The sequence below is a fragment of the Burkholderia sp. BCC0506 genome, from assembly GCF_902833145.1.
Classification (GTDB): domain Bacteria; phylum Pseudomonadota; class Gammaproteobacteria; order Burkholderiales; family Burkholderiaceae; genus Burkholderia.
In genome coordinates this window covers 289,215-312,053 of sequence record NZ_CADFEN010000001.1, presented here as the reverse complement: position 1 = coordinate 312,053, position 22,839 = coordinate 289,215, and the positions used below count along the sequence as shown (strand labels likewise).

17 protein-coding genes and 2 riboswitches are annotated in these 22,839 nt (G+C 68.3%); of the genes, 5 read left to right on the top strand and 12 right to left on the bottom strand.

The window, feature by feature from the left end:
* Positions 1 to 151 precede the first annotated feature (151 nt).
* The gene (locus tag HWX62_RS01295) at positions 152 to 1,018 is read right to left on the bottom strand and encodes an NmrA family NAD(P)-binding protein (RefSeq protein WP_175930805.1); all 867 of its coding nucleotides are present in this window, start codon (positions 1,016 to 1,018) and stop codon (positions 152 to 154) included.
* 208 nt (positions 1,019 to 1,226) lie between these two features.
* Here HWX62_RS01295 and HWX62_RS01290 point away from each other — a divergent pair, with 208 nt between their 5' ends.
* Positions 1,227 to 2,159 carry a LysR family transcriptional regulator gene (locus HWX62_RS01290; RefSeq protein ID WP_175930806.1) on the top strand — a complete coding sequence of 311 codons (933 nt, stop codon included), beginning with the start codon at positions 1,227 to 1,229 and terminating at the stop codon, positions 2,157 to 2,159.
* Positions 2,160 to 2,389: 230 nt separating this feature from the next.
* On the opposite strand, the gene HWX62_RS01285 is transcribed toward HWX62_RS01290, so the two are convergent.
* The gene (locus HWX62_RS01285; protein WP_175930807.1) at positions 2,390 to 3,313 is read right to left on the bottom strand and encodes a LysR family transcriptional regulator; all 924 of its coding nucleotides are present in this window, start codon (positions 3,311 to 3,313) and stop codon (positions 2,390 to 2,392) included.
* 106 nt (positions 3,314 to 3,419) lie between these two features.
* Between HWX62_RS01285 and HWX62_RS01280 the strand changes: the two genes are divergently transcribed.
* On the top strand, positions 3,420 to 4,154 hold the full coding sequence (locus tag HWX62_RS01280) for an SDR family oxidoreductase (RefSeq protein WP_175930808.1): 735 nt from the start codon (positions 3,420 to 3,422) through the stop codon (positions 4,152 to 4,154).
* A 55-nt stretch (positions 4,155 to 4,209) separates the two neighbouring features.
* Entirely contained in the window at positions 4,210 to 4,809 is a 600-nt protein-coding gene (locus HWX62_RS01275) for an NADPH-dependent F420 reductase (protein WP_175930809.1), read from the top strand.
* 75 nt (positions 4,810 to 4,884) lie between these two features.
* Here HWX62_RS01275 and HWX62_RS01270 read toward each other — a convergent pair whose 3' ends face one another.
* The 7 genes from HWX62_RS01270 to HWX62_RS01240 form a co-directional block, all read right to left on the bottom strand.
* A complete protein-coding gene (locus tag HWX62_RS01270) occupies positions 4,885 to 5,622 on the bottom strand; it encodes a transporter substrate-binding domain-containing protein (protein WP_175930810.1) in 738 nt (245 codons plus the stop codon).
* Positions 5,623 to 5,831: 209 nt separating this feature from the next.
* Positions 5,832 to 6,743 carry an ABC transporter ATP-binding protein gene (locus tag HWX62_RS01265; protein ID WP_175930811.1) on the bottom strand — a complete coding sequence of 304 codons (912 nt, stop codon included), beginning with the start codon at positions 6,741 to 6,743 and terminating at the stop codon, positions 5,832 to 5,834.
* A 45-nt stretch (positions 6,744 to 6,788) separates the two neighbouring features.
* Positions 6,789 to 7,763, bottom strand: a complete 975-nt coding sequence (locus tag HWX62_RS01260) for an ABC transporter permease (RefSeq protein ID WP_175930812.1) — start codon at positions 7,761 to 7,763, stop codon at positions 6,789 to 6,791.
* Positions 7,764 to 7,827: 64 nt separating this feature from the next.
* A complete protein-coding gene (gene atzF / locus HWX62_RS01255) occupies positions 7,828 to 9,699 on the bottom strand; it encodes an allophanate hydrolase (protein ID WP_175930813.1) in 1,872 nt (623 codons plus the stop codon).
* A complete protein-coding gene (uca, locus tag HWX62_RS01250; protein WP_175930814.1) occupies positions 9,696 to 13,316 on the bottom strand; it encodes an urea carboxylase in 3,621 nt (1,206 codons plus the stop codon). The genes atzF and uca overlap by 4 nt, the downstream gene beginning before the upstream one ends.
* A gap of 88 nt (positions 13,317 to 13,404) precedes the next feature.
* On the bottom strand, positions 13,405 to 14,061 hold the full coding sequence (locus tag HWX62_RS01245) for an urea amidolyase associated protein UAAP2 (RefSeq protein WP_175930815.1): 657 nt from the start codon (positions 14,059 to 14,061) through the stop codon (positions 13,405 to 13,407).
* A gap of 11 nt (positions 14,062 to 14,072) precedes the next feature.
* Positions 14,073 to 14,828, bottom strand: coding sequence for an urea amidolyase associated protein UAAP1 (locus tag HWX62_RS01240; protein WP_175930816.1), 756 nt, complete (start codon positions 14,826 to 14,828; stop codon positions 14,073 to 14,075).
* A 57-nt stretch (positions 14,829 to 14,885) separates the two neighbouring features.
* A riboswitch (guanidine-I (ykkC/yxkD leader) is annotated at positions 14,886 to 15,017 on the bottom strand.
* A gap of 432 nt (positions 15,018 to 15,449) precedes the next feature.
* A riboswitch (guanidine-I (ykkC/yxkD leader) is annotated at positions 15,450 to 15,571 on the top strand.
* A 143-nt stretch (positions 15,572 to 15,714) separates the two neighbouring features.
* Here HWX62_RS01240 and HWX62_RS01235 point away from each other — a divergent pair.
* Positions 15,715 to 16,737, top strand: a complete 1,023-nt coding sequence (locus HWX62_RS01235) for an ABC transporter substrate-binding protein (protein ID WP_175930817.1) — start codon at positions 15,715 to 15,717, stop codon at positions 16,735 to 16,737.
* 130 nt (positions 16,738 to 16,867) lie between these two features.
* Here the strand turns inward: HWX62_RS01235 and HWX62_RS01230 are convergent, their stop codons facing one another.
* Positions 16,868 to 17,989: a sensor histidine kinase gene (locus HWX62_RS01230; RefSeq protein ID WP_175930862.1), complete on the bottom strand. Its 1,122-nt coding sequence runs from the start codon at positions 17,987 to 17,989 to the stop codon at positions 16,868 to 16,870.
* Between the two features lie 357 nt (positions 17,990 to 18,346).
* Between HWX62_RS01230 and HWX62_RS01225 the strand changes: the two genes are divergently transcribed.
* Positions 18,347 to 19,453: an alpha/beta fold hydrolase gene (locus HWX62_RS01225; RefSeq protein WP_175930863.1), complete on the top strand. Its 1,107-nt coding sequence runs from the start codon at positions 18,347 to 18,349 to the stop codon at positions 19,451 to 19,453.
* 47 nt (positions 19,454 to 19,500) lie between these two features.
* Here the strand turns inward: HWX62_RS01225 and HWX62_RS01220 are convergent, their stop codons facing one another.
* Positions 19,501 to 21,270, bottom strand: coding sequence for a histidine kinase (locus HWX62_RS01220; protein WP_175930818.1), 1,770 nt, complete (start codon positions 21,268 to 21,270; stop codon positions 19,501 to 19,503).
* Between the two features lie 83 nt (positions 21,271 to 21,353).
* A complete protein-coding gene (locus HWX62_RS01215; protein ID WP_175930819.1) occupies positions 21,354 to 22,766 on the bottom strand; it encodes an HD domain-containing phosphohydrolase in 1,413 nt (470 codons plus the stop codon).
* Positions 22,767 to 22,839 lie beyond the last annotated feature (73 nt).

The window sequence follows — 22,839 nt, the reverse complement described above, 5'->3', positions numbered from 1 at the left end:
GAAAGGCGGGCAGGTTCGTGCGTGAAGAGCCGGTATCGCACATCGCGATTCGGCTGTCGCGACCGTGGGCTTTCTCCGGCACCCATCCTCTACGCGGGGCCGGTGAAGAGCCAGTCGCGCCAGCACGCCCCGCACCGCCCACCGTCTTCAATCAGGCCGTGCGCGACACGAGCGCGCCCAGAACCGTGTCCAGCACAACATGGCCGCGCAAGATTTCATCAGGACCGCTTTCGAAATCGATCCAGCCTTCGTTGAAGCCGTCCAGCATCCGCATGCGCGGGAGCGGATGCTTCATGCCCTGCGCGCGAAACAGCGTTTCCCACGTTCGCCTGTCGACGGCTTCCGCACGCACGTCCCGGCCCAACACGCGAGCAAAGGCCCGTGCGAGATCGTCGGGGCTCACCCGGCACGGGCCCTCGAGCTCGACGACACGCACCCCGCTCCACGTCTGCTGGAGCAGCTCCGCCGCCACGCGGCCGACATCCGCGGTGGCGACCATCGGCACGGGCTTGTCGAGCGGCTGCAGGTAACTGGCGACGACGCCATCGTCGCGCGCGGACGCGACATCCCACGCGGCGTTCTCCATGAACCAGCCGGGCCGCAGGAACGTCACCGGCATCGGCATCTCGCGCAGCGCCTGCTCCATCAGCGTGAGTTGCGTGAGCAGATTGGGCTCGTCGGCCTGCGCACCGATCGTCGACAGGCACACGACCTTTTCGGGCCGCGCCTTCAGAAGCGCCGCGGACACGGCCTCGATCGCCTTCCGCGCTTCGGGCAACCCGGGCGCCGGATCGAACACAGGCGGCAGCAGGATGAAAACGCCCGTCGCGCCGGCAAACGCGGCGGCGAGCGACGAAGGGTCGTCCATGAAGGCGGTCGCCATCTCGCACCCGCGCGCCGCCCACGCCGCCGCCCGCGTGGTGTCGCGCACCACTGCGCGCACCGACCGGCCCGCGGCCAGCAGCTCGCGCGCCAGTGCGCCGCCGACCTGGCCGGTGATTCCCGTGATTGCATACATCGTTCGTTCTCCATGTGTGAATACGTGGGTCGCATTCTGGACAAACGGCGATCAAAACAAAACGACATGGATGGCATCAGATAAGTGACAACGTGTCATCAATTCGGCATGATCGACACGGCCGCCCGGCATGGCTACGCCGGGCGGCGTTCGCGTGTCGGCCTTCAGTGGGTCGCACGATCCGCCACCCGTATTCAGTCGAACAACCATGAGATCCAGTAGCGAGAAGCTGTCCGGCAGCATCAGCGTGTTCGCCGCCGTCGTCGATGCCGGGACGTTCTCGGCGGCCGCCGACGTCATCGGCATGACGCCGCCGGGCGTCAGTCGGGCGATTGCGCGGCTGGAAAGAAAGCTGAACATCCGGCTGTTCAACCGAACGACGCGATCGGTGTCGCTGACGGAAGAAGGCCGCCGCTTTTACGAGCAGGTCATGCCCCATCTCGCCGGGCTGGAGGAAGCTGCCGCGGCGGCGGCAGGCGGCGCCTCCGCGGTGCGCGGCAAGCTGAGAATCAATCTGGATCCGGTCGTCTACCGGGCCATTCTCGGGCCACGGCTCGATGCATTCATGGACGCGCATCCCGAGCTCGAAATCGAGCTCATCGCGCGAGACAGCCTGGGCGACCTCGTCATGGACGGCTTCGACCTCGCCGTGCGATTCGGCGAACCGCGGGCATCCAGCCTGATCGCGAGAAAGCTGCTCGATACCGGCGTCGTGACGGTCGCGGCGCCCTCGTACATCGCGCGCCGGGGACGGCCGGCCAGACCCGAGGACCTCGAAAGCCGGAACCACCGCTGCCTCGAATTTCGCAACCCGGAGACAGGCAAGCCGTTCGCGTGGGAATTCCATCGCCGGCGCAAACGCATCGTGGTCGACACCCGCGGACGGCTCACGGTCAACGATCCGGGCGCCCTGCTCAACGCATGCCTCGCCGGTTCGGGCATTGCGCAGATGCTGCTGCTCGGCGCCGAGCCGCTGATCGCCGACGGCCGGTTGATCGATCTCTTTCCCGAATGGGCCGACGAGCGGTATCCGTTGTACGCGTACTACCCGTCCCGGCATCACGTGCCGGCAAAGACCCGGGCGTTCCTGGATTTCCTGGTCGAACTGACAGGCATTCATGGAGGCGTCGGCACGCGCTAGTGCTGTTCCGGCGGCGCCCACGGTATCTTGCCTCCACATTCGCGGCGATGACGCGCGAGGCCGGCGCGCTCACCGCAGGCAACGCAATACCCGTTCGTACCGGCGACGCCGTCGATTCGGCGCAGGTCCGGCAGGTGGTCGCGTCAAGCCCCTGCCTCGTGACCGGCACTGTCAGCTGATGCCCTCGCCGCACTCCATCAGGACCGCCGCCGCGCGAAAGCGGCCGCACGTCACGTCGACCTCGCACTTCCGGCCTTTTGCGACGGACAACTGCCCAGAAGCTCGACCAGCCGTGCCTCGCATCCGGAAAACGCGTACCCGCGCCGCTGCGAGACCATGAACGTAAGCGGACGCATGTGCCATGCGCGCCGCCGGAGCTCGACGAGCGTTCCGTTCGCGAGGTCCGCCTCGACCATATGGCGCGGCATGTGCCCCCAGCACAAATTCCCCTTGAGCAGATCGTGCTTCGCGCCGAGGTCGTTCACCCACCACTGGCGTTCGCTGGCGACCCCTTGCTGGGTCTTTTCCGCATCGGGCTGATTGTCGGTCACGACGAGCTGGATATGCCGGCCGAATTCCTCCCGCGGAATCGGCTTCGCCAGCGCGGCCAGCGGATGCGCTGGCCCACAGACGGTCACCATGTGTGCATCGAGTAAATGATGCCGTTCGATGGTGCCCGGGCTCAGCTCGGGCACGTCCGTGATCGTCACCGCCAATGCGCACGTGCCCGAGAGAACCAGGCGCTCGCCACCCTGCATGGTCGTCATGCGCAGATTGATCGCAACCGTTGGAAACTCCGCCTGAAGCGTGCGCAGGCATTCGATCAGATGCGCACGCGGGAAATAGGTGTCGATGGAGATCGACACCTGCGGAACACCGGTTTCGGCAATCGCCACCGCACGCATCTTCATTTCCTCGGTGCGCGAGATCACGCCGCGCGCATCGGGCAGCAGGCTGCGGCCGGCGGCCGTGAGCGTCGCCTTGCGCGTGTTGCGCTCGAACAGCACCACGTCGAAGGCACTCTCCAGCGCGCCGATCGCATGACTGATCGCCGACTGCGCCCGCCTCAGTTCCCTTGCCGCCCCGGAAAAGCTCCCCTGGTCGCACACGGCGACGAACGCCCGAAGTTGATTGATGGTGACGTTGTCGAGCATGTCTATCTAAAAAGTAGATGGTATTGATAGATATTCAGTCAATTGTCTTCATGAATCAAGCGCGCCAGAATCGGGTTCATCGCTTTTGTTTCGAAGGATGCACGACATGAACAGCTTGAATGGCAAGACCGCCGTGATCACCGGTGGCGCAACCGGCATCGGCCGCGCCGCGGCCACGCGCTTCATCGAGGAAGGCGCTTTCGTGTTCCTCTTCGGCCGTCGGCAGCAGGCGCTCGACGCCGCGGTGGCCGACCTTGGGCCCCATGCCCGCGCGGTAAAGGGCTCGGTCTCCGATCCGGCCGACCTCGACCGGCTCTACGCGGCGGTGAAGGCGGCGCGCGGAACGCTCGACATCGTCTTCGCCAACGCGGGGACGGGAAGCCCGCTTCCGCTCGGCCAGATCACCGCCGAGCACATCGACGACATCTTCGACACCAATGTGAAGGGGACGATCTTCACGGTGCAGAAGGCGCTGCCGCTGATGGGCGCGGGCGGGTCGATCATCCTGACCGGTTCGAGCGCCGGCACCACGGGCGCGCCCGGCTTCACGGCCTACAGCGCGAGCAAGGCGGCGGTGCGCAATCTCGCCCGGACGTGGGCAGCGGACCTGAAAGGCACCGGCATCCGGGTCAACGTGCTGTCGCCCGGGGCGACGGCGACCGAACTGGCCAAGGAGGCACTGGGCGAAGAAGGCCAGAAGGCCTACGGCGCGATGACGCCGCTCCAGCGCATGGCCGATCCGGCGGAAATCGGGGCGGTGGCCGCCTTTCTGGCGTCGTCGGACAGCAGCTTCATGACCGCCAGCGAAGTCGCCGTCGACGGCGGCCTGGCACAACTCTGAGGAGGACTTGAGCGCGGCCTACGCCCGCGCGTCCTTTCTTCTCGAGGAGAGACACATGCGTTACGCCATCATCGGCTTCGGCAAGATCGGTCACGCGCTTGCGCGCGCGTTCGCCCGCAACGGGATCGACGTGGCCGTTGCCGCCACCCGCGATCCGGCAAGCTTCGCGGCCGATGCGGCCGCGCTCGGACCGACGATCGTTCCCACCACCCTCGCGGAAGCCGTCAAGGCCGACATCATCTTTCTGGCGGTTCGTTTCGAATCGCACGCGGCGGTCGCCGAAGCGCTACCCGACTGGACCGGCAAGACCGTCATCGACGCGATGAACACGCAGGCCCCGCTTGACGAACTCGACGGGCTCCCGTCGTCGGCCTTCATCGCGAAAGCATTTGCCGGCGCCAGACTGGTGAAAGGCTTCAACCATCTGGTCGCGGCCGTCCTCGCCCAGGACCCGGCCGTCCACGGTGGCAGGCGAGTCGTGTTTCTGGCGAGCGACGATGACGATGCCGCAACGGAGGTCGGTGCGCTCGCGGAAAAACTCGGTTTCGCGCCGATCCAGCTGGGCAGGCTGTCGGAAGGCGGATGGCTCGTGCACGCGCGCGGAAAAAGCTGGGGACGCCTGATCTTCAAGGACTTCGTCAGGTTCGACCGATAAAGCCCGATTGCGCGGCAGGCATTTCGCCGAGTCTAATGGCCGGTCGCCGGGCACGGCTCGTGCCCGCGTGCCGGCCTATGCGCTCTGCAAGACAGCCGGATCGATCTCGCGATCCGTCAGCCCGAATCTCGCCATGCGGGCACGATGGTCCGGCGAGCCGAGATATGAGCGAAGTTGCCGATTGACCGCCGTCAGAAGCGCCTCGTTGCCCCGGTTGAATGAAAACGCGCCCAGCGGCGGCGTCCGCTGGCTGCCGTCGACATCCGGCTCGTGCGCGACGGCCTCGATCATCGCGCTGCCGATCCGGCCCGCCACGATGCGATTGCCCAACGCCGTGCTCGCGTAGGCGTCGATCACGCCGGAGAGCACGGCCGCGATCGCATCGGCTTGCTGTTCGAAGAGGACGATCTGCCGCCGGCTCACGCCTGACGCCATCGCGGAATCGTGCTGCACCTGTCCGGCAATGATGCCGAGCCGCGCATCGGGACGCTCGGCGATCGACGCATAACTCCTGAGCGCCTTCGGGTTGCCGGGGCGAACCAGGAAACCGTCCTCGATCCCCCACACCGGGACGCTGAACGCGACGGTATCGGCACGCCGCGGTGTCACGAAGAGCGGCACGTTCATGTCCCAGTAGCCTGCCGCGACGCCGGGCAGCAATTCGCTGAACGTCGTCGGGCAATACTCGATCCGGGTGACGCCGATCTGGCGCAGGATCGTCGCCGCGAGCTCGAGATCGGCACCGGCAGCCGTGCCGTCCGCTTCGGTCCAGCCGAATGGAGGTTCTTCGATGTACGCAATGGTTACCTTCATCGCTTTGTCTCACAAGCCGAAGAATCGATCAGGGAGTCATGAGCTTACCGTGAGAAGTCGAGCGCCATTAAGCGAGTCGAAAAAATCAGTCCGGATGTGGCGGGGTTGACGTCATCATTTTGGTGCAATCGTCAAGGAAGTCGTCGCCCCGGGCATCAGGGGCCCGATACGACACGGGCTCCGGCGCGACAGAATGAACGTGCTCCACGCTACTCGACGTTGTCCGCCACGTCCGTCATCCGGATCATGTGCGGCTTGATGCCGTCGTCTTCCGCCGGCGCGGCCTCCTTCGGATGGATCAGCGCTTCGAGCCGCGCCTTCGTCGCGATGAACTCCGGCGTATTGACCTGCGAATAATCGCGCGGCCGCGGCACCGGCACCTCGATCAGCTCCTGCACGCCGCCCGGATTCGCCTTCAGCACCAGGATCCGGTCGGCCAGGAAGATCGCCTCGTCGAGATCGTGCGTGATGAACAGGATCGTCACGTCAATGTTGCGCCAGATGTCGAGCAGGTGCGTTTGCATCCTCGCACGCGTCTGCGCGTCCAGCGCGCCGAACGGTTCGTCCATCAGCAGGATGCGCGGCCGGTTCGCGAGCGCGCGGGCAATCGCCACGCGCTGCTTCATGCCGCCCGACAACTGGTGCGGATACACGTCGGCGAAACGCGTCAGCCCGACGAGATCGAGCCACTGCAGCGCCTCGCGCTCGGCCTCGCCGCTGCTGCTGCCGTTCATGCGCAGGCCGAACATCACGTTCTTCTTCACCGTGAGCCACGGAAAGAGCGTGTAGCCCTGGAACACCATCCCGCGATCGGCGCCCGGCCCGTCGACCGGCTTGCCGTCCAGCAGCACCTCGCCGCTCGTTTGCGCATCGAGCCCGGCGAGGATCCGGATCAGCGTCGACTTGCCGCAGCCGGACGGGCCGATCACGCACACGAACTCGCGCCGGTGCGTGCGGAAACTGATGTCGTCGAGCGCGACGCACTCGCCTTGCGGCGTCGCGAAACGCTTGCCGACGTGCCGCACGTCGAGGATCACGTCGCGGGCCTTCAGCCGCGCGAAGCGCTCGCGCACCGCGTCGGATTGAATCAGGTAATCGGGGACGGCTTGCGGGTTCTGCATGATGCCCTCTGCTGAAATCGGTCGATGGGGACGTGCGGGCGGCGCTCACGCTTTCAGCGTGCGGTCCCACGGAAAGAGCCGGCGGCCGAGCAGCGCGAGCACGAGGTCGGTGCCGAGGCCGATGATCCCGATCATCAGGATCGCCGCATACACGTTGTCGAAATGCTGGTAGCGCGCCTGCTGGCTGATGTACCACGTGATGCCCGAACTCGTGCCGACCAGCTCGGCGACGATCAGGTAGGTCCACGCCCAGCCGAGCAGGATCCGCTGATCGCGATACAGATCCGGCAGCACGCCCGGAATCACGACGTGCGTGAGCAGCTTCAGCTTCTTCGTGCCGAGCGTCATCGCGGCCTCGAACAGCCCGTATTCGAGCTTGCGCGTGGTGTTCGCGATGATCAGCACCTGCTGGAACAGCGTACCGATCACGATGATCGCGATCTTCGGCGCGTCGTAGATGCCGAGAATCGCGACCATCAGCGCGCCGAACGCCGGCGCCGGCAGGTAGCGGAAGAACTCCAGGAACGGCTCCTGCAGTCGCGCGAGCGCACTGAAGGTGCCGCACACGATGCCGAGCGGCACGCCGATCGCGGACGAAATCACGAAACCCCAGAAGATGATGCGGATGCTGTGCCACAGGCTTTCGTGCAGCCACACGCCGTCGCGCGACGCGGGCGGTGTCGTGAACGCCGTGTAGAACGCGCGCAATACCTGGTGCGGCGCCGGCAGGTAGACCGGGTTCGCGCGCTCCCCTTCGGGCACCGCCGCATGCTCGGCCCGCGCATGCGCGAGCTCGTCGTCGAACACGTCGCGGTCGATCTGCATGCCGGTCTGGAAATAGTCGACGCTGCCCGGATTCGTGATGCGCATCTGCGGATGCCAGACGAACGGGACATAGCTGATCAGGCACCAGACGGCGAACGGCAGCAGGAACGACGCCAGCCCGAGCGTCCATTTGCCGCGCGTGGTCAGCTCGCGCCGCACGGCGAGCCATCCGGTCGTGTTGCGGGTCGTTGTCATCGGAATCTCCGTATCGTTTCGAGTGCCGGTCGCGTGGCTGCCGCGGCATCGCGCGACCGTGCGTTCATTGCAGTGCGCCGCTCGCGGCCTGCGCGCGGTAAGCGCGCCAGCCGCCGAACCGCGTGATGTCCCGCGCATCGTCGAGCGCCGCGCTTTCGCACAGGAAGCCCTGCACCCGCGAGCCGTCGGCGAGTGTCAGCGTGCCGATGCCGAGCGGTGCCGCGATCCCGGCGACGAAACTGCCGTAGGCCTCGACCGGCATCTCCCAGATCTCGACCGCGATCGGCGCGCCGCCGTCCGGCACGCGCACGAGCCCCGGCTTGGCGACGCCGCCGCTTGCGTCGGCGGACAGCGCATAGAGCCGATAGGCCGGCGCGGTGGTGGTCGCATCGACGAAGCGCGCGCCGCGCTGCGTGAGCTGCCAATTCAACGGCTCGCCGCGCAGATGCGCGCCGACGACGGCCACCCGCACGACGCCCGCGGCTGCGGCGCGCGCCGGCGCCGCGGCCTCGGGCGACCGGACGTCGCCGACGGCGGCCGTGCCGTCGCCCCACGCGTGCGCGAGATCGAGCAGCCGCGCATCGTCGTGCGCGCGACCGACGAACGTGATCCCGAACGGCAAGCCCGCATGCGGCCCGGTCGCGCACGTGCCCGCCGGCACCGCGATCGCCGACAGGTCGAGCAGGTTCACGAAGTTCGTGTAGTAACCGAAGCGCGAATTGATCGCGATCGGATCGGCTTCGAGCGCGTCGACGGTCGCGGTCGTCGCCGAGGTCGGCATCACGATCGCGTCGAGGCCGTCCCACGCGCGGGCCGCCTCGACGCGCAGCGCGGCGAGCCGGTCGAATGCGGCGAACGCATCGGCGGCGCTGAAACGCGCCGCACCGCCGACGATTTCGCGGATCACCGGATGCAGCGCATCGGGCTCGCGCGCGGCGAACGCGCCGATCGCGGCGAGCCGCTCGGCAACCCACGGGCCGTCGTACAGCAGCCGCGCCGCGGCCAGGAACGGTTCGAAATCGATCTCGACGATCCGCGCGCCGGTCGTGCGCAGGCGTTCGAGCGCCACGCCCCACGCCGCGCGATACGATGCGTCGCCGAAGAACTCGAGCTGATCGGCACGCGGCATGCCGAAACGCAATTGCCCGAGCGGCCGCGCCGGCTGCGCGCGCAATCCGTCCGCGCCCAGCAGCGGCTGCCATGCACGTCCGTACGGATCGCCTTCCGTCACGCCGTGCGCGGCGGCGAACACGGTGCGCGCGTCGTCGGCCGACCGCGCGAACACCGACACGCAATCGAGCGACCGGCACGCCGGCACCACGCCGAGCGTGCTCAGCACGCCCCGTGTCGGCTTCAGCCCGACGAGCCCGTGGAACGCGGCCGGCACGCGCCCGGAGCCCGCCGTGTCGGTGCCGAGCGAGAACGTCGCGACGCCGAGCGCGACGGCCACCGCCGACCCGGAACTCGAGCCGCCCGACGCGTAACGCGGGTCGAGCGCATTGCGGCACGCGCCGTATGGCGAGCGCTGCCCCGAGAGCCCGGTCGCGAACTGGTCGAGATTGGTCTTGCCGACGGGAATCGCGCCGGCCGCGATCAATCGCTCGACCACGGGTGCGCTGCGTGCCGGCGTGTATGCATAGGCCGGGCAGCCTGCCGTCGTCGGAATGCCGGCAAGGTCGATGTTGTCCTTGATCGCGAACGGCACGCCGTACAGCGGCAACGACGCGATGTCGCGTCCGGCCAGCGCGTCGGCATACGGCATCATCTCGTCGCGCGTGAGCGGCCGGATCCATGCATGGTGCGGGTCGCCCGCGTCGAAATGCGCGGCGATCGCGTCGACAAGCGCATGCGGCGTGAGGTCGCCCGCCGCGTAGCGGGCGCGCAGCGCGGCAATCGAATGCCGCGCGGCCGGGATCGAGCGTTCCGTCGTGCTCATGCGACCTCCTCGGCGGCGCCCGCCTTCATCACCATCAGCCGCTGGCCGGCCACCACCGCCGCGCCCGGCGCGCAATCGATCGTCTCGATCGTGCCGTCTTCCGTTGCCGTCACCGCCACCTCCATCTTCATCGACTCGACGATCGCGACGACCTGCCCTTCGGTCACGCGCTCGCCGGCTTCCACCAGCACCTTCCATACGCTGCCCGACACGTCCGCGGCGATCGCGCGCTGCGTGTCGTCGAGCGCGCCCGCTTCCCGGTCCGCTGGCGCGTCGCCCGGCTCCGCGTCGCCGACGTAGTCCGCATGGCCGGCCGCGCGCCACCGCTCGCGCTCCGCGTCGAACGCGGCCTGCTGCGTCGCCTTGAACGCGGCGATCGACTCCGCCTCGTCGCGCAGGAAGCGGTTGTAGGCGCCCAGGTCGAACACGGATTCCTCGATCTTCAGCGTCGCACGCCCCGCGATGAAATCCGCACGCAGCGCACTCAGCTCGGCCTCGCTGACTTCGTAGAAGCGGATTTCGTCGAAGAAGCGCAGCAGCCACGGCTTGCCGGCTTCGAATTCGCGCGTGGTGCGGTGGCGATTCCACATCTGCACGGTGCGGCCGACGAACTGATAGCCGCCGGGCCCTTCCATCCCGTACACGCACAGATACGCGCCGCCGATGCCGACCGCGTTCTCCGGCGTCCAGGTGCGCGCGGGGTTGTATTTCGTCGTCACGAGCCGGTGCCGCGGGTCGATCGGCGTCGCGACGGGCGCACCGAGGTAGACGTCGCCGAGGCCCATCACCAGGTAGCGCGCGTCGAACACGATGCGCTTCACGTCATCGATGCTCGGCAGGCCGTTGATGCGCCGGATGAACTCGATATTGCTCGGGCACCACGGCGCGTCGGGTCGCACCGACTGCATGTAGCGCTCGATCGCGACGCGCGTCGACGGGTCGTCCCACGACAGCGGCAGATGCACGATGCGGTTCGGCACGCGCATGTCGGCCACGTCGGGCAGTTCGCGCTCGGCCGTGCGCAGATGCGCGAGCAGCGTGTCGAGCGGCAGCGTCCGCGCGTCGAACTGCACCTGGAGCGAGCGGATGCCCGGCGTCAGGTCGAGCATGCCGGGCAGCCGGTGCGCGTCGAGCCAGCACATCAATGCGTGCACGCGAAAGCGCAGGTTCAGGTCGAGCACGAGCGGCCCGTATTCGACGAGCACGTTGCGGTCGCCCGAGCGCCGGTAGACGACGCCGATGCCGCCGCCGGCCGACGGGTCGCGATGCAGCACGCAATCGCCGAACGGGCCGGATGTCGCCGCGGCAACGCCACGTGGCGCCGCCGCGACCGCGGCAGCCGGTTTCGCGTCCGGTTTCGCGGCCGGCACGCCCGCGCGCACGAACTGCACGGTATCGCCCGGCCGCAACTGCCCGAGCTTCCACAGCTCGTCGCGCACGACCGTCACCGGACACACGAAGCCGCCGAGGCTCGGGCCGTCCGGGCCGAGAATCACCGGCATGTCTCCGGTGAAATCGACGGCGCCGATCGCATACGCGTTGTCGTGGATGTTCGACGGATGCAGCCCTGCCTCGCCGCCGTCCGCACGCGCCCATTGCGGCTTCGGGCCGATCAGCCGCACGCCGGTGCGGCTGGAGTTGTAATGGACGGTCCACTGCGTGCCGTAGAGCATCGCGATGTCGTCCGGCGTGAAGAAATCCGGCGCGCCATGCGGACCGTCGAGCACGCCGAGCGTCCATGCATGCGTGAGCGCCGGAACGTCGGCCGCGGCCAGCGTCGCACCGGCGTCGCCGCGCCCGGCGTCCGCGTGCAGATGCAGCACGTCGCCCTTGCGCAGCGCGCGGCCCGCATGGCCGCCGAACTGGCCGAGCGTAAAGGTCGCCTTGCTGCCGAGATAGTCGGGCACCTGCAGCCCGCCCTTGACGGCGAGACATGCGCGCACGCCGGCGCCCGTCACGCCGCCCAGCTTGAGTACCGCACCCGCTCGCGCGCGCACGACCTGCCAGAACGGCACCGCCTCACCGTCGAGCGTGGCCGCGAGCGGCGCACCGCCGAGCACGAAGAGCGTCGCGGTGTTGAAGCGCAGCGTCGCGCCGACCATCGTGAATTCGAGCCCGGCCGCATCGCGCGCATTGCCGAGCAGCGCGTTCGCGAGGTCGAACGCGCGATCGTCCATCGGGCCGGACGGCGGCACGCCGACGCTCCAGTAGCCGACGCGCCCGGGCGCCTGCTGCACGGTGGTCTGCACGCCGCCGTCGAGCACGTCGATCGTGTGCGGCGCGAACGCGAAGCGCGACAGGAACGCGGTCGTCGGCGCGCCGCGCGCGAACGTGTCGGAGCCGACTACGGCACGCAGATAGTCGAGGTTGGTCTCGATCCCGTACAGCTCGGTACGGTCGAGCGCGGCACGCAGCGCGGCCAGCGCGTCGCGCCGCGTGTCGCCGCGCACGATCAGCTTCGCGAGCAGCGGATCGTAATGCGCGCTGATCTCCGTGCCCGCGTCGATCCAGCCGTCGACCCGAACGTTCTCGGGAAACGCCACGTGCGTGAGCAGCCCGGCGCTCGGCTGGAACTGCTTGTTCGGATCCTCCGCATAGAGCCGCACCTGGATGCTCGCGCCGCGCGGTGCGACGGCGAGCGTGTCGAGCGGCGGCAGGTCGCCCTCGGCCTGCAGGATCATCCATTCGACGAGATCGACACCCGTCACTTCCTCGGTCACGCAATGCTCGACCTGCAGCCGCGTGTTCACCTCGAGGAAATAGAACCGCCGTTCGGTCGCGTCGAACACGAATTCGACCGTGCCGGCCGACGCGTAGCCCACCGCGCGCGCGAGCCGCACCGCGCTCGTGTGCAGCGCGTCGCGCTCGGCGTCGGTCAGGTCGGGCGCGGGCGTTTCCTCGATCACCTTCTGGTTGCGCCGTTGCACCGAGCAATCGCGTTCGCCGAGCGCGATCGCCCCACCGCGGCCGTCGCCGAAGATCTGCACTTCGATGTGCCGCGCGTGTTCGACGAACTTCTCGAGATAGACGCCTGCATGCGCGAAGTTCGCGGCGCCGAGCCGCACGACGGATTCGAACGCGGCGCCGAGCTGCGCGGCGTCGCGGCACAGCGACATGCCGATGCCGCCGCCGCCCGCGGTGCTCTTCAGCATCACCGGATAGCCGATCGCGTCGGCGTCGGCGAGCGCCGTCGCGACGTCGTCGAGCAGCCCGGTGCCGGGCAACAGCGCGACACCCTGCGCGGCCGCCAGTTCGCGCGCGGTGTGCTTGAGGCCGAACGCGCGCATGTGATCGCCGCGCGGCCCGATGAAGCGCAGGCCCGCCGCTTCGCACGCGTCGGCAAAGCCGGCGTGCTCGGACAGGAAGCCGTAGCCGGGGTGCACGGCCTGCGCGCCGGTTTCGCGCGCGGCGGCGAGGATCGCCGCGACGTTCAGATAGCTGTCGGCCGCCGGTGCGGGGCCGACCCGCACGGCTTCGTCGGCGAGCGCCACGTGGCGCGCGTCGCGATCCGCATCCGAATAAATCGCGACCGACGCGATGCCGAGGCGCTTCAGCGTGCGGATCACGCGGCACGCAATTTCGCCGCGGTTCGCGACGAGGACTTTGGCGAATCTCATGTTGCCTCCCGCAGCGAACGTGTCGGCCCGGAGTAGCGCTTCAGCGCGTACGCCGGCCCCATGCGAAGCAAGTGAGCGTGGAGGCCGTTCATTGCGCCTCCCACACGATGAGGCGCACCGGCGTCGGGTTGTAGCCGTTGCACGGATTGTTCAGTTGCGGGCAGTTCGAGATCAGCACCGTGACGTCCATCTCCGCACGCATCTCGACGTACTTGCCGGGCGCGGAGATGCCATCCTCGAACGTGAGCCCGCCGAGCGGCGTGACGGGCACGTTCATGAAGAAGTTGACGTTGCCGACCAGGTCGCGCTTCGTGAGCCGCGCGCCGGCGCCGCACGTGCAGTGCGCGATCGCGTTGAGGAAGCTGTCGCGGCAATTGTGCATGTAGCGCTTGTCGAGCGCGTAGCGCACCGTGTTGCTCTCGGCCGCGCACGCGCCGCCGAGCGTGTCGTGACGGCCGCACGTGTCGGCGACGATCGTCGCCATCGGGTTGCCGCGGCTCGACATCAGCACGCTGCCCGCGCTCAGATACAGGTTGCGCTGCGCACGGATCGTGTCCTGCGCGCTGTAGCGCTCTTCGGGATCGTCGGTGCAGTAGAACAGCGTGTCGACGGCCTGGTTGCCTTCCAGGTCGAGAATGCGGAAGGTCTGCCCGCGCTTCAGGTCGTGCAGCCACGGGGCGCCCGCGTCGAGCGTGACGTCGTGGATCGCGTCGCGCGGGTCGAGACGGCTTTCGATGATCGGCATGGTCTCGCTCCTCACGCAAACAGACGGTCGGTATTGGCGAAGCCGCGCGTGTTCTCCTCGCACGCACGCCGGCACGGATCGTCGTCGGGCGCCGCGCCGTCGGCCGGATACGCGCGGTACGCGATCAGCTTCACGGCTTTCGGCGCGTAGTCCGGGCGCGGGTCGAGCGGATGCGGCGCGGTCGAGAACGCCGCGAGCGTATTCATCTCGAAGCGCAGGTCCAACGCGCTGCCGGCCGGCGAATGGCCGGCGACGAACTCGAGCGCGCCGTCGTCGCGCGTGGCGAGCTTGCTGAAGAAGTTGACGTTCGCGGCGAGGTCGCGCGCCGACAGTCCGTATTTCGCGAGCTCGAGCACGAGGCTGTCGCGGCCGTTGCGGATCATCGCGTTGCGATCGACCTGATACGACGACGTGCCGTACTTCTGCGCGAACAACCGCGCATCGCCGACGCCGCCGAGCGGGTCGTGCCAGCCGAGCGTGTCGGCCGTGATCGACGCGATCACGCGCCCCATGTCCGTGTACAGCGCATGGCCGCGCGTGAGATGCGCGGTGTGCTGCGCCTTCAGCGTGTCGGCCATGTTGTAGCGTTCGAGCAAATCTTCCTGACGATGAAAGACGGCGGACAGGTTCGCGCCGCCGTCGACGTCGACGATGCGCAGCGCGAGACCGCGGCGCAGGATGCCGGACCAGTGGGTTCCGGCGGGAATCAGCGTTTCCCACGCGACGTGCGGCGGTGGGGCAAGGACGGCTTGGGGGCTCGGCGACATGGCGGCTCCGGGGTCGGTTGGACAAAAGGCGTGAGAGGGCGACCGAACGACATCGCGACCTCCCGGGCTTTTATCCCTCCGTGGAGCCTCGCCGTTTCCTCTCGTCGAGGCGAAGGCAAGACCGGATTGCTCTCGGACCAGGCATCGCGCGGCACACGCCGCACGACCGGAACCCTAGCGATCCTGAAGATGATGCAAATTGCTTCGCACCTCTCGGGCATCGAATAAGCGAGTTGCATGCCAGCCATCGCCCGATCACCGCACGACGCGGCCCCGCGGCGCGATGCCGCGTGGCACGCGAATGGCGGATGCATGCGCTTGCCCTCGCGGCGGGCGCGCGGCGCACCATGCGCACGCAACCGCGCACCGGCGCAGTGCGCGTCGCGTGCTCGCGCAACGGCCGATCCGCGATGGCACGGGCATTGCTGAACCCATGCACCGCCACCCCCTATCCGATCCTTCATGAACAAACTCGACCTGCTCCGGCGCGTGCTGCACGCGCTGTTCGCCGCCCGCTTCATCGAACTTCAGCGCCCGCTGCGCCGCCGTTGAATCGCGTTGCCGCGCGCCGTTGGCACGCTTCTCGCTCGGCATGATGCCGAGAGGTGCGGCGGCGTCGCATCTTAGGGGTGCTAGGGTTCCGGTTCATCGAACGTCTGGTCCGAGAGCAGCCCGGCGCGAGTCCATCCGGTCGCGAGACCGGATGCGCACGTGCTACACGGCGGGACAAAAGCCCGGGAGATTGGCGATGGCAACGGCCGTCGCGCCTCTCCGTGGCCGCTGTTTCGTTCGTTCCGCATCCGCAGGAACCGGTCACGCAGCCGGCCCGTGTGCTCGCGCACGGGCCGTATCGACGATCCCGATCCCGGTCTCCTGGAGAACAACGATGACCCGTCCCGCCCCGGCGTTCCGCCGCCTGTCGTCCTTCCGTTTCATCCGTCATGCCTTCGGCGCCGCCGTCGCGGCTGCCGCGCTATGGGCGGCGCCTGCCGCGCAGGCCGCGGCACCGCTGAAGATCGGCTACAGCGACTGGCCGGGCTGGGTCGCGTTCCAGGTCGCGCTCGACAAGGGCTGGTTCAAGGAGGCCGGCGTCGACGTCGATTTCGAATGGTTCGATTATTCGGCGTCGCTCGACGCGTTTTCCGCGGGCAAGCTGGACGCGGTCGCGGCGACCAACGGCGATGCGCTCGTGACGGGCGCGTCCGGTGCGAAGAACGTGATGATCCTGCTGACCGACTATTCGGCCGGCAACGACATGATCGTCGCGAAGCCGCCGCTGCGCACCGTCGAGGCGCTGAAGGGCAAGAAGGTCGGCGTCGAGCTCGGCCTCGTCGACCACCTGCTGCTCGAAACCGCGCTGCAGAAGCACGGGCTCAAGGACGGCGACGTCACGCTCGTGAATGCGAAAACCAACGAGCTGCCGCAGGTGCTCGGCTCGTCGGCCGACATCGCCGCGATCGCCGCGTGGCAACCGAACGCCGGCGAGGCGTTGAAGCGCGCGCCGGGCGCGCGGGCGATCTTCACGTCGGCGGACGCACCGGGGCTGATCTACGATGCGATCACCGTCGCGCCGGCGAGCCTCGCCGCGCGCCGGGCCGACTGGGCGAAGGTGATCAAGGTCTGGTACCGCTGCGTCGCGTACATCAACGATCCGAAGACGCAGGCCGATGCGGTCAAGATCATGTCGGCGCGCGTCGGGCTCGCGCCGGCGCAGTACCTGCCGCTGCTGAAGGGCACGCACCTGCTCGACGAGGCGGCCGCGAAGCGCGCGTTCCGCAAGGGCGACGGGCTCGATTCGATCTACGGCTCGACGCGCAACGCGAATGCGTTCAACGTGCGCAACGCCGTGTACAAGCAGTCGCAGGACGTCGACGCGTATATCGATCCGCGGCTCGTCGACGCGCATTGACGGCGGCACGCCCGCCGGCGCGACGACGTGCCGCGTCGCGCCGGCGGGCAACCGGTCGGTCGTTACCGTCCGACCAGCCTGCGCATCGAACCGCCTGAAGCCCACGCATGCGCGGACTCCGCTCGCCGCTTCACCCGCGTCTCGGCAACCGCACCGCGAATACGGTTTCCGTGTGATCGGACCGCGCGTCGATTCGGCCGCGATGCGCCTTGGCGATTTCGTTGGCGATGAACAGGCCGAGTCCCAGGCCGACATCGCCGCCCGTCCTTTCCGGGCGCACCCGTCCGCGCTGGAGCGGATCGAAGATGCGGTCCAGCGTGAGCCGATCGATCGCCGGCCCGTGATTGCCGACCTCGATGAGCACTTCCGCGTCGTTCGCCGCAGCCGTCACCCGTACCGGCGTCCCGGGCGTTCCGTACCTGACGGCATTGCTCACGAGATTGCTCAGCAACTGCTGCATCCGCTGATCGTCCCACTCCCCACGGAGATCGCCGCTGACGGCGACGTCGATCTCTCGATCGGGGTGCCCTGCCCGCAATTCGTCCACCACATTGGCGAGCACCTGAGCGAGATCGATCCTGCGCGTCACGACGTTGATGCCCAGTCCGAGCTGCGTCCGGTTGAAATCGCAAAGATCGTCGAGCAGGCCCTGCATGCGGCCGCCGCTGCGGATCAGCCGGGCGGCCGCCTCCGATACTTCCTCACCGGCATTGAGCGCGGCCAGATACGACGCCGTCAGTTGAATCGTCTGCAACGGCGTACGCATGTCGTGACCGAGCATACCGAGGAGTAAGTTGCGCGCCTGCTCCACCTGTTCGTTGAAGATAGCGATCGATTCCGCGAGTGCCTGGTCGATCGCTTCGTTGAATCGAACCATCTCGTCCCAGTCAGGCGGGCTGGGCTGACATGCGTCGATCCACAAACGCAGCACGCTGGCCCGCAGCGCGCGATACTCGGCCGCCAACTGGTTGATGTTGAAGCCGCGCCGCGCACGCAGCACGGCATGCGTCTGCGCGGCCGTCTCCGACGCATTCGCCGGCTCGGGCGCGCGGCCCAACGATTTTTCGTGTTGCGCGTGCCGCGTTTGCGGGGTCGCGATGTCCGTGGCGACGGCGCTCAGGATCTCCCGCGCATGATCGCGCAGCCCGTGCGAGTTCATGTGCCGCGCAGCCGGTAACAGCGTGGCGGCAAATGCCTCCCACTCCACGAGGATCGGCTCCATGTTCCGAATGATGAAATCAGCTAGACGCATGTCGCCCCTCGCAACGGAATGAACGATGGATGCTGCTGTCGAACCGCACGATATCACGTGAATGCCGGCGGGCGATTCGATCGTCGCCTTCACGCCGACCGGCTCGGCCGGGACGGGACGCTTTCATGCGTGATCGGTATGCTGGGCCACGCTCGAGCGGGAAGCCGACGGCAAGTTGCCCACCAGCCGGCGCACGCGCAGCGTGCTTCGGTCGAGCGGGATCGCCGACAACCGACGTCCGACCCCGTTTTGCAGGATCGCGCAGCACGAACCTTGCTGCCGCCCGTTCGACTTTCACCCGACGGCGCATACCGCCGCCTGTTCCCGCCACGGCCGGACGCCGATACGAGATTGCACATGCCCAGGAAAAAATCCAGCATCTGGTTGCGGCATCTTGAACTGTTCTCGGCCGCGGCCGGTGCGCGCCCCAAGAAGAAAGCCGGCAAGCCGCGGCCGGCCACGAAAAAAGCCGCCAAAAAGGTCGTTCAACGAACCCTCGAGCCGACCGTCACCGCCCGCGTCGCCAAACGGGCGGACGCCGCGCGCGCCCCGTCGGCCCGCCCATCCGGCACCTGGCTCCGCTCGTTTCATTCCGCCGGCCCGAGCGCCGGCCGGCTCGTGAACCATCTTGCGTACGCGCTGTATCTTCCCGCCGCACCTGCCAGGACAGCGGGCATGCCGGCCGTCGTCATGCTGCACGGCTGCAAGCAGAGCGCCGAATCGTTCGCCGCGGGCACGCGTGTCTGCCGTCTCGCCGAGCGGTCCGGCTTCGCCGTGCTGTTTCCCGAGCAGGCCAAGACGGCCCATGCGCACCGCTGCTGGCACTGGCATGGCGACGCGACGCAGTCGGAAGCCGCGGCCGTCGCGTCGCTCGTCGACGCCATCGTGAAGCGCCACGGTTTCGATCGCGACCGGATCTATTTGGCCGGCATGTCCGCCGGCGCCGGGCTCGCCGCGGCGCTGGCGCTCCGGTATCCCGACCGCTTCGCGGCGGTCGGCCTGCACTCGGGCCCGGCCATCGCGCCGCCGTCGTCGACGATGGCCGCGATGAGCCTGATGCGTCGCGGCCTCCGCGACGATCCGATCGCCGCGCTCGACGCGTGCACCGACGTCGCGTCCTGTCCCGGCATGCCGGCCTTCGTCGTTCATGGTGCGCTGGATACGGTCGTGACCGACCGGAACGCGACGCAGCTCGGCATCGCGTTCGCGCGGCTCAACCGGCTCGTCGACGAACACGGTGCGATCCGCGTCGGCGAACAGCGCAGCTACGCGCGGGACGATGCCGACTACGTCGACTATCTGAAGGGCGGGCGGCTCGTCGTCCGGGTGTGCATCGTGCGCGGGCTGCCGCATGCCTGGAGCGGCGGAGACCCGAGCGAGCCGTTTCATTCCGCCAAGGGGCCGGACGCGACGGCGATGCTCTGGCAGTTCTTTCGTCGTCAGCGCCGCCAGCGATTGGCCTGACGCATGACACGCGCGCCGGCCGCGCGCAAGCGGCCGGCGTCATGGCGTCAAACCCGTTGCTCCAGCGCTGCCGCGTGCGCACGCTCGCCGGCACGCCGGACCGGCAACCGTATCCGGAAGGTCGTGCCGCGCCCCGGCTCGCTCGTCACGTCGATCGCGCCGCGATGGCGCTCGACGATGCCGTGCGATACCGACAGCCCGAGCCCCGTGCCCTGCCCGACCGGTTTCGTGGTGAAGAACGGATCGAAGATCCGCCGCACGACGTCGGGCGTCATGCCGGCGCCGGTATCGCCGATCTCGATCGATACCTGATCGCCGTCGCTCGACGTGCGGATCGTGATCACGCCGCGCTCCGGAATCGCCTGCGCCGCATTGACCAGCAGGTTCATGAACACCTGGTTCAATTGCGACGGCAGGCACTCGACCTGCGGGACATCGCCGTAGTCGCGCACGATGTCGGCCTTGTATTTCAGCGCGTTGTGGACGACGTTGAGCGTGCTCTCGAGACCCGCATGGAGATCGACCACGCTCCATTCGTCGCTGGCCGGGCGCGAGAAATCGCGCAGGTCCTGCACGATGCGCGTCACGCGCAGCGCGCCGTCGATCGACTCGTCGATCAGCGTCGCGATCTCTTCGCGGACGTAGTCGAGATCCGCCGCCCGGTGCGCGGCCGTCAGCGCGTCGCGCGTGGCCGGATCGAGCTGCGGCAGCGCCGCCTCGTGCGCGGCGACCACGTCGAGGAGGCCGCGCACCCACGTCTTCAACGTATTGAGGTTCGCGCTGACGAAGCCGATCGGATTGTTGATCTCGTGCGCGACGCCGGCCGCGAGCTGGCCGATCGACGCGAGCTTTTCGGACTGCAGCAACTGTTCGTGCGTTTCCTCGAGCGCATGCAGCAGGCGGCGCTGTTCGTCCTTCTCCTGTTCGAGCTGCGCGTGCGCGGCCTTGCGTTCGTCGATCTCGGCCGCCATGTTCTCGCGCGTGCGTTGCAGCATCTGCGTCGTCTGCTCGTAGCGCTGCAGCGCGCGTTCGAGTTCGCCGGTGCGCAACCGCACGAGCCGCTCGAGCGTGTCGGTCATCCCGCGCAGGAAAATCGTGCGCGCATCGAATCGGCACACCAGCAGCGTGACGACCAGCGTCGCCATCGTGAACAGCGCAACCGTCGTCGCAAGCCACGGTGCGTCGACGCCGTTCGCGGCGCCGCATCGTGCATCCGGCGCGAAATGCGCGGCCGCCATCGCCGTGTAGTGCATGCCGGTGATCGCGATGCCCATGATGACCGCCGCGCCGATGCGTTGCGCGGTCGCATGGCGCGCCTGCCGCACGCGCAACGCCTGCGCGATCCACAGCGCGGCCGTCGATGCGATCGCCGCGATCCCGATCGACGCGGCGAACAGCGCGGCATCGTAGCGAATGCCGGGCTGCATGTGCATCGCGGCCATCCCCGTGTAATGCATGCCGGCGATCCCGCCGCCCATCAGCACGCCGCCCGCGCACAGCCGCCGCCACCCGAGCCGGGCGCGCGTGACGACGTTCAGCGCGAAATACGACACGAGCACCGCGATCGCCAGCGAGGCTCCCGTTTCCTGCCACGCATAGCCGAGCGGGACCGGCAGCGAAAACGCGAGCATGCCGACGAAATGCATCGACCAGATGCCGGTGCCCATCGCCGCCGCGCCGCCGCCGAGCCATGCGCGCTTGAGTTTCGGCTCGTCGAGCAGCGAAATGAACGCGGCGAGGTCGAGCGTCGTATAGGAGGCCAGCGTCGCGATCGCGAGCGACAGCAGGACGAGCGGAAGGTTGTAGATGCCATGCATGATCGGGCGCCCGCAACGGGTTGAATGCCGTGCCGCGGTGCGGGCCGTCGCGCGCGCCGCGGTCATCGGGCCGACGTTCGGCGTCAGGCCGGCGGCGCGCCTGGATCGGGTGCATGCGCCTGCCCGGCCGGGCGCGCCAGCACGAGAATGTCGAACGGCATGCCCTCGCGCGTCTCGAAGCGGCGCACGAGCTCGATCTGGTGCGCGGACATCACGCTGCCCTTCGTCATCAACAGCACGCCGCGATGCGTGCGCAGATCGTCGGCGAGCTGCATCCCTTCGCGCAGCTGCGACGACCGGATCTCCGCGACGGACGCCGCGATGCGCAGACTCGCGGGATCCCGCATCAACTCGACGAAGCGCGCGACCAGTTGCGGGTCGTAACGCACGTTCGCCTGCGAGCGCAACACGTCGATCGCCTGCTCGATCGAATGCGGCGCGCCGATTTCGCCGTGGCGCAATCCTTCGAAATCGCGCGCGATCGCGACGATTCGCGACCCGACCGGGATCGCGTCGCCGACCAGGCCGTCCGGCGTGCCGCGGCCGTTGAAGCGCTCGTACTGGTGCAGCACGATCGACGCGACCTTGTGCAGCTGGGCGACCGGCGTCAGCACCATCTGCGCACGCAACGGATGCTCCTGGAACACGCGGTGCTCGTCCGTCGTCATCCGCACGAGCGGCTTGTGCAGCAATTCGTCCGGCAACGACAGCTTGCCGATGCCGTGCAACAGCCCCGCGAAATAGACGTCCTGCGCATGCAGTTCGCTCATCCCGGACGCCAGCGCGAGCCGGCGCGCGATCTCGCCGACCCGCATCGCATGCCCGCTCGCGGCCCCGCAGCGCAGCTCGATCATGCTCGCGCACACCTGGACCATCGCCGTGAAACTGCTTTTCAGGTCGCTTTGCGCCGCTTCGAGGAACATCACCGTCTGGCCGAGTTCCTCGGTGCGCGCGCGAACCTGCGTTTCGAGGTCGGTATTGAAACGGCGCAGCGCTTCGTTCTGCGCCTCCGTCAGCGCCGCCAACCGGGCCGCTTCGCGGCGCAAGCGGCGCTGCTCCAGCGCCTGCTCGATGGTCAGCAGCAGGTCGTGATCGTCCCACGGCTTGTTCAGGTAGCGATATACGCCGCCTTCGTTGACGGCCTGCATGATCGACGCGATCTCCGCATAGCCAGTCAGCAGAATGCGCATCGTGTCCGGGTACAGCGCCCGCGCGCGCGCCAGGAATTCCGCGCCGCTCATGCGCGGCATCCGCATGTCCGACACGATCAGGTCGATTTCGGTCGACGCCAGAATCTCGAGCGCGGCCTCGCCGCTGTCGGCCGTCACGATGTCGTAGCCGGCGGGCCGGAATACGCGCCTGAGCGCCGACAGCACGTTCGGCTCGTCGTCGACCAGCAGGATCGACGGGACGCGGGACGCTTCGCCGGATGCCGCCGCGGCGTCGGACGTTTCGGGCGGCACGGCATTCACGTCGTTTGTTGCAGATGTCGTCATATTCAGCCTCGGATCGATTGTTTGCGCCCCCTCTGCAACATCGGCCGATGCCGCGTTTTCCACATGGGTGGAA

Coding starts and splice junctions, on each gene's coding strand:
- HWX62_RS01295 (WP_175930805.1), bottom strand. CDS start 1,018: ATGTATGCAATCACGGGAATCACCGGCCAGGTCGGCGGCGCACTGGCG.
- HWX62_RS01290 (WP_175930806.1), top strand. CDS start 1,227: ATGAGATCCAGTAGCGAGAAGCTGTCCGGCAGCATCAGCGTGTTCGCC.
- HWX62_RS01285 (WP_175930807.1), bottom strand. CDS start 3,313: ATGCTCGACAACGTCACCATCAATCAACTTCGGGCGTTCGTCGCCGTG.
- HWX62_RS01280 (WP_175930808.1), top strand. CDS start 3,420: ATGAACAGCTTGAATGGCAAGACCGCCGTGATCACCGGTGGCGCAACC.
- HWX62_RS01275 (WP_175930809.1), top strand. CDS start 4,210: ATGCGTTACGCCATCATCGGCTTCGGCAAGATCGGTCACGCGCTTGCG.
- HWX62_RS01270 (WP_175930810.1), bottom strand. CDS start 5,622: ATGAAGGTAACCATTGCGTACATCGAAGAACCTCCATTCGGCTGGACC.
- HWX62_RS01265 (WP_175930811.1), bottom strand. CDS start 6,743: ATGCAGAACCCGCAAGCCGTCCCCGATTACCTGATTCAATCCGACGCG.
- HWX62_RS01260 (WP_175930812.1), bottom strand. CDS start 7,763: ATGACAACGACCCGCAACACGACCGGATGGCTCGCCGTGCGGCGCGAG.
- atzF (WP_175930813.1), bottom strand. CDS start 9,699: ATGAGCACGACGGAACGCTCGATCCCGGCCGCGCGGCATTCGATTGCC.
- uca (WP_175930814.1), bottom strand. CDS start 13,316: ATGAGATTCGCCAAAGTCCTCGTCGCGAACCGCGGCGAAATTGCGTGC.
- HWX62_RS01245 (WP_175930815.1), bottom strand. CDS start 14,061: ATGCCGATCATCGAAAGCCGTCTCGACCCGCGCGACGCGATCCACGAC.
- HWX62_RS01240 (WP_175930816.1), bottom strand. CDS start 14,828: ATGTCGCCGAGCCCCCAAGCCGTCCTTGCCCCACCGCCGCACGTCGCG.
- HWX62_RS01235 (WP_175930817.1), top strand. CDS start 15,715: ATGACCCGTCCCGCCCCGGCGTTCCGCCGCCTGTCGTCCTTCCGTTTC.
- HWX62_RS01230 (WP_175930862.1), bottom strand. CDS start 17,989: ATGCGTCTAGCTGATTTCATCATTCGGAACATGGAGCCGATCCTCGTG.
- HWX62_RS01225 (WP_175930863.1), top strand. CDS start 18,347: ATGCCCAGGAAAAAATCCAGCATCTGGTTGCGGCATCTTGAACTGTTC.
- HWX62_RS01220 (WP_175930818.1), bottom strand. CDS start 21,270: ATGCATGGCATCTACAACCTTCCGCTCGTCCTGCTGTCGCTCGCGATC.
- HWX62_RS01215 (WP_175930819.1), bottom strand. CDS start 22,766: ATGACGACATCTGCAACAAACGACGTGAATGCCGTGCCGCCCGAAACG.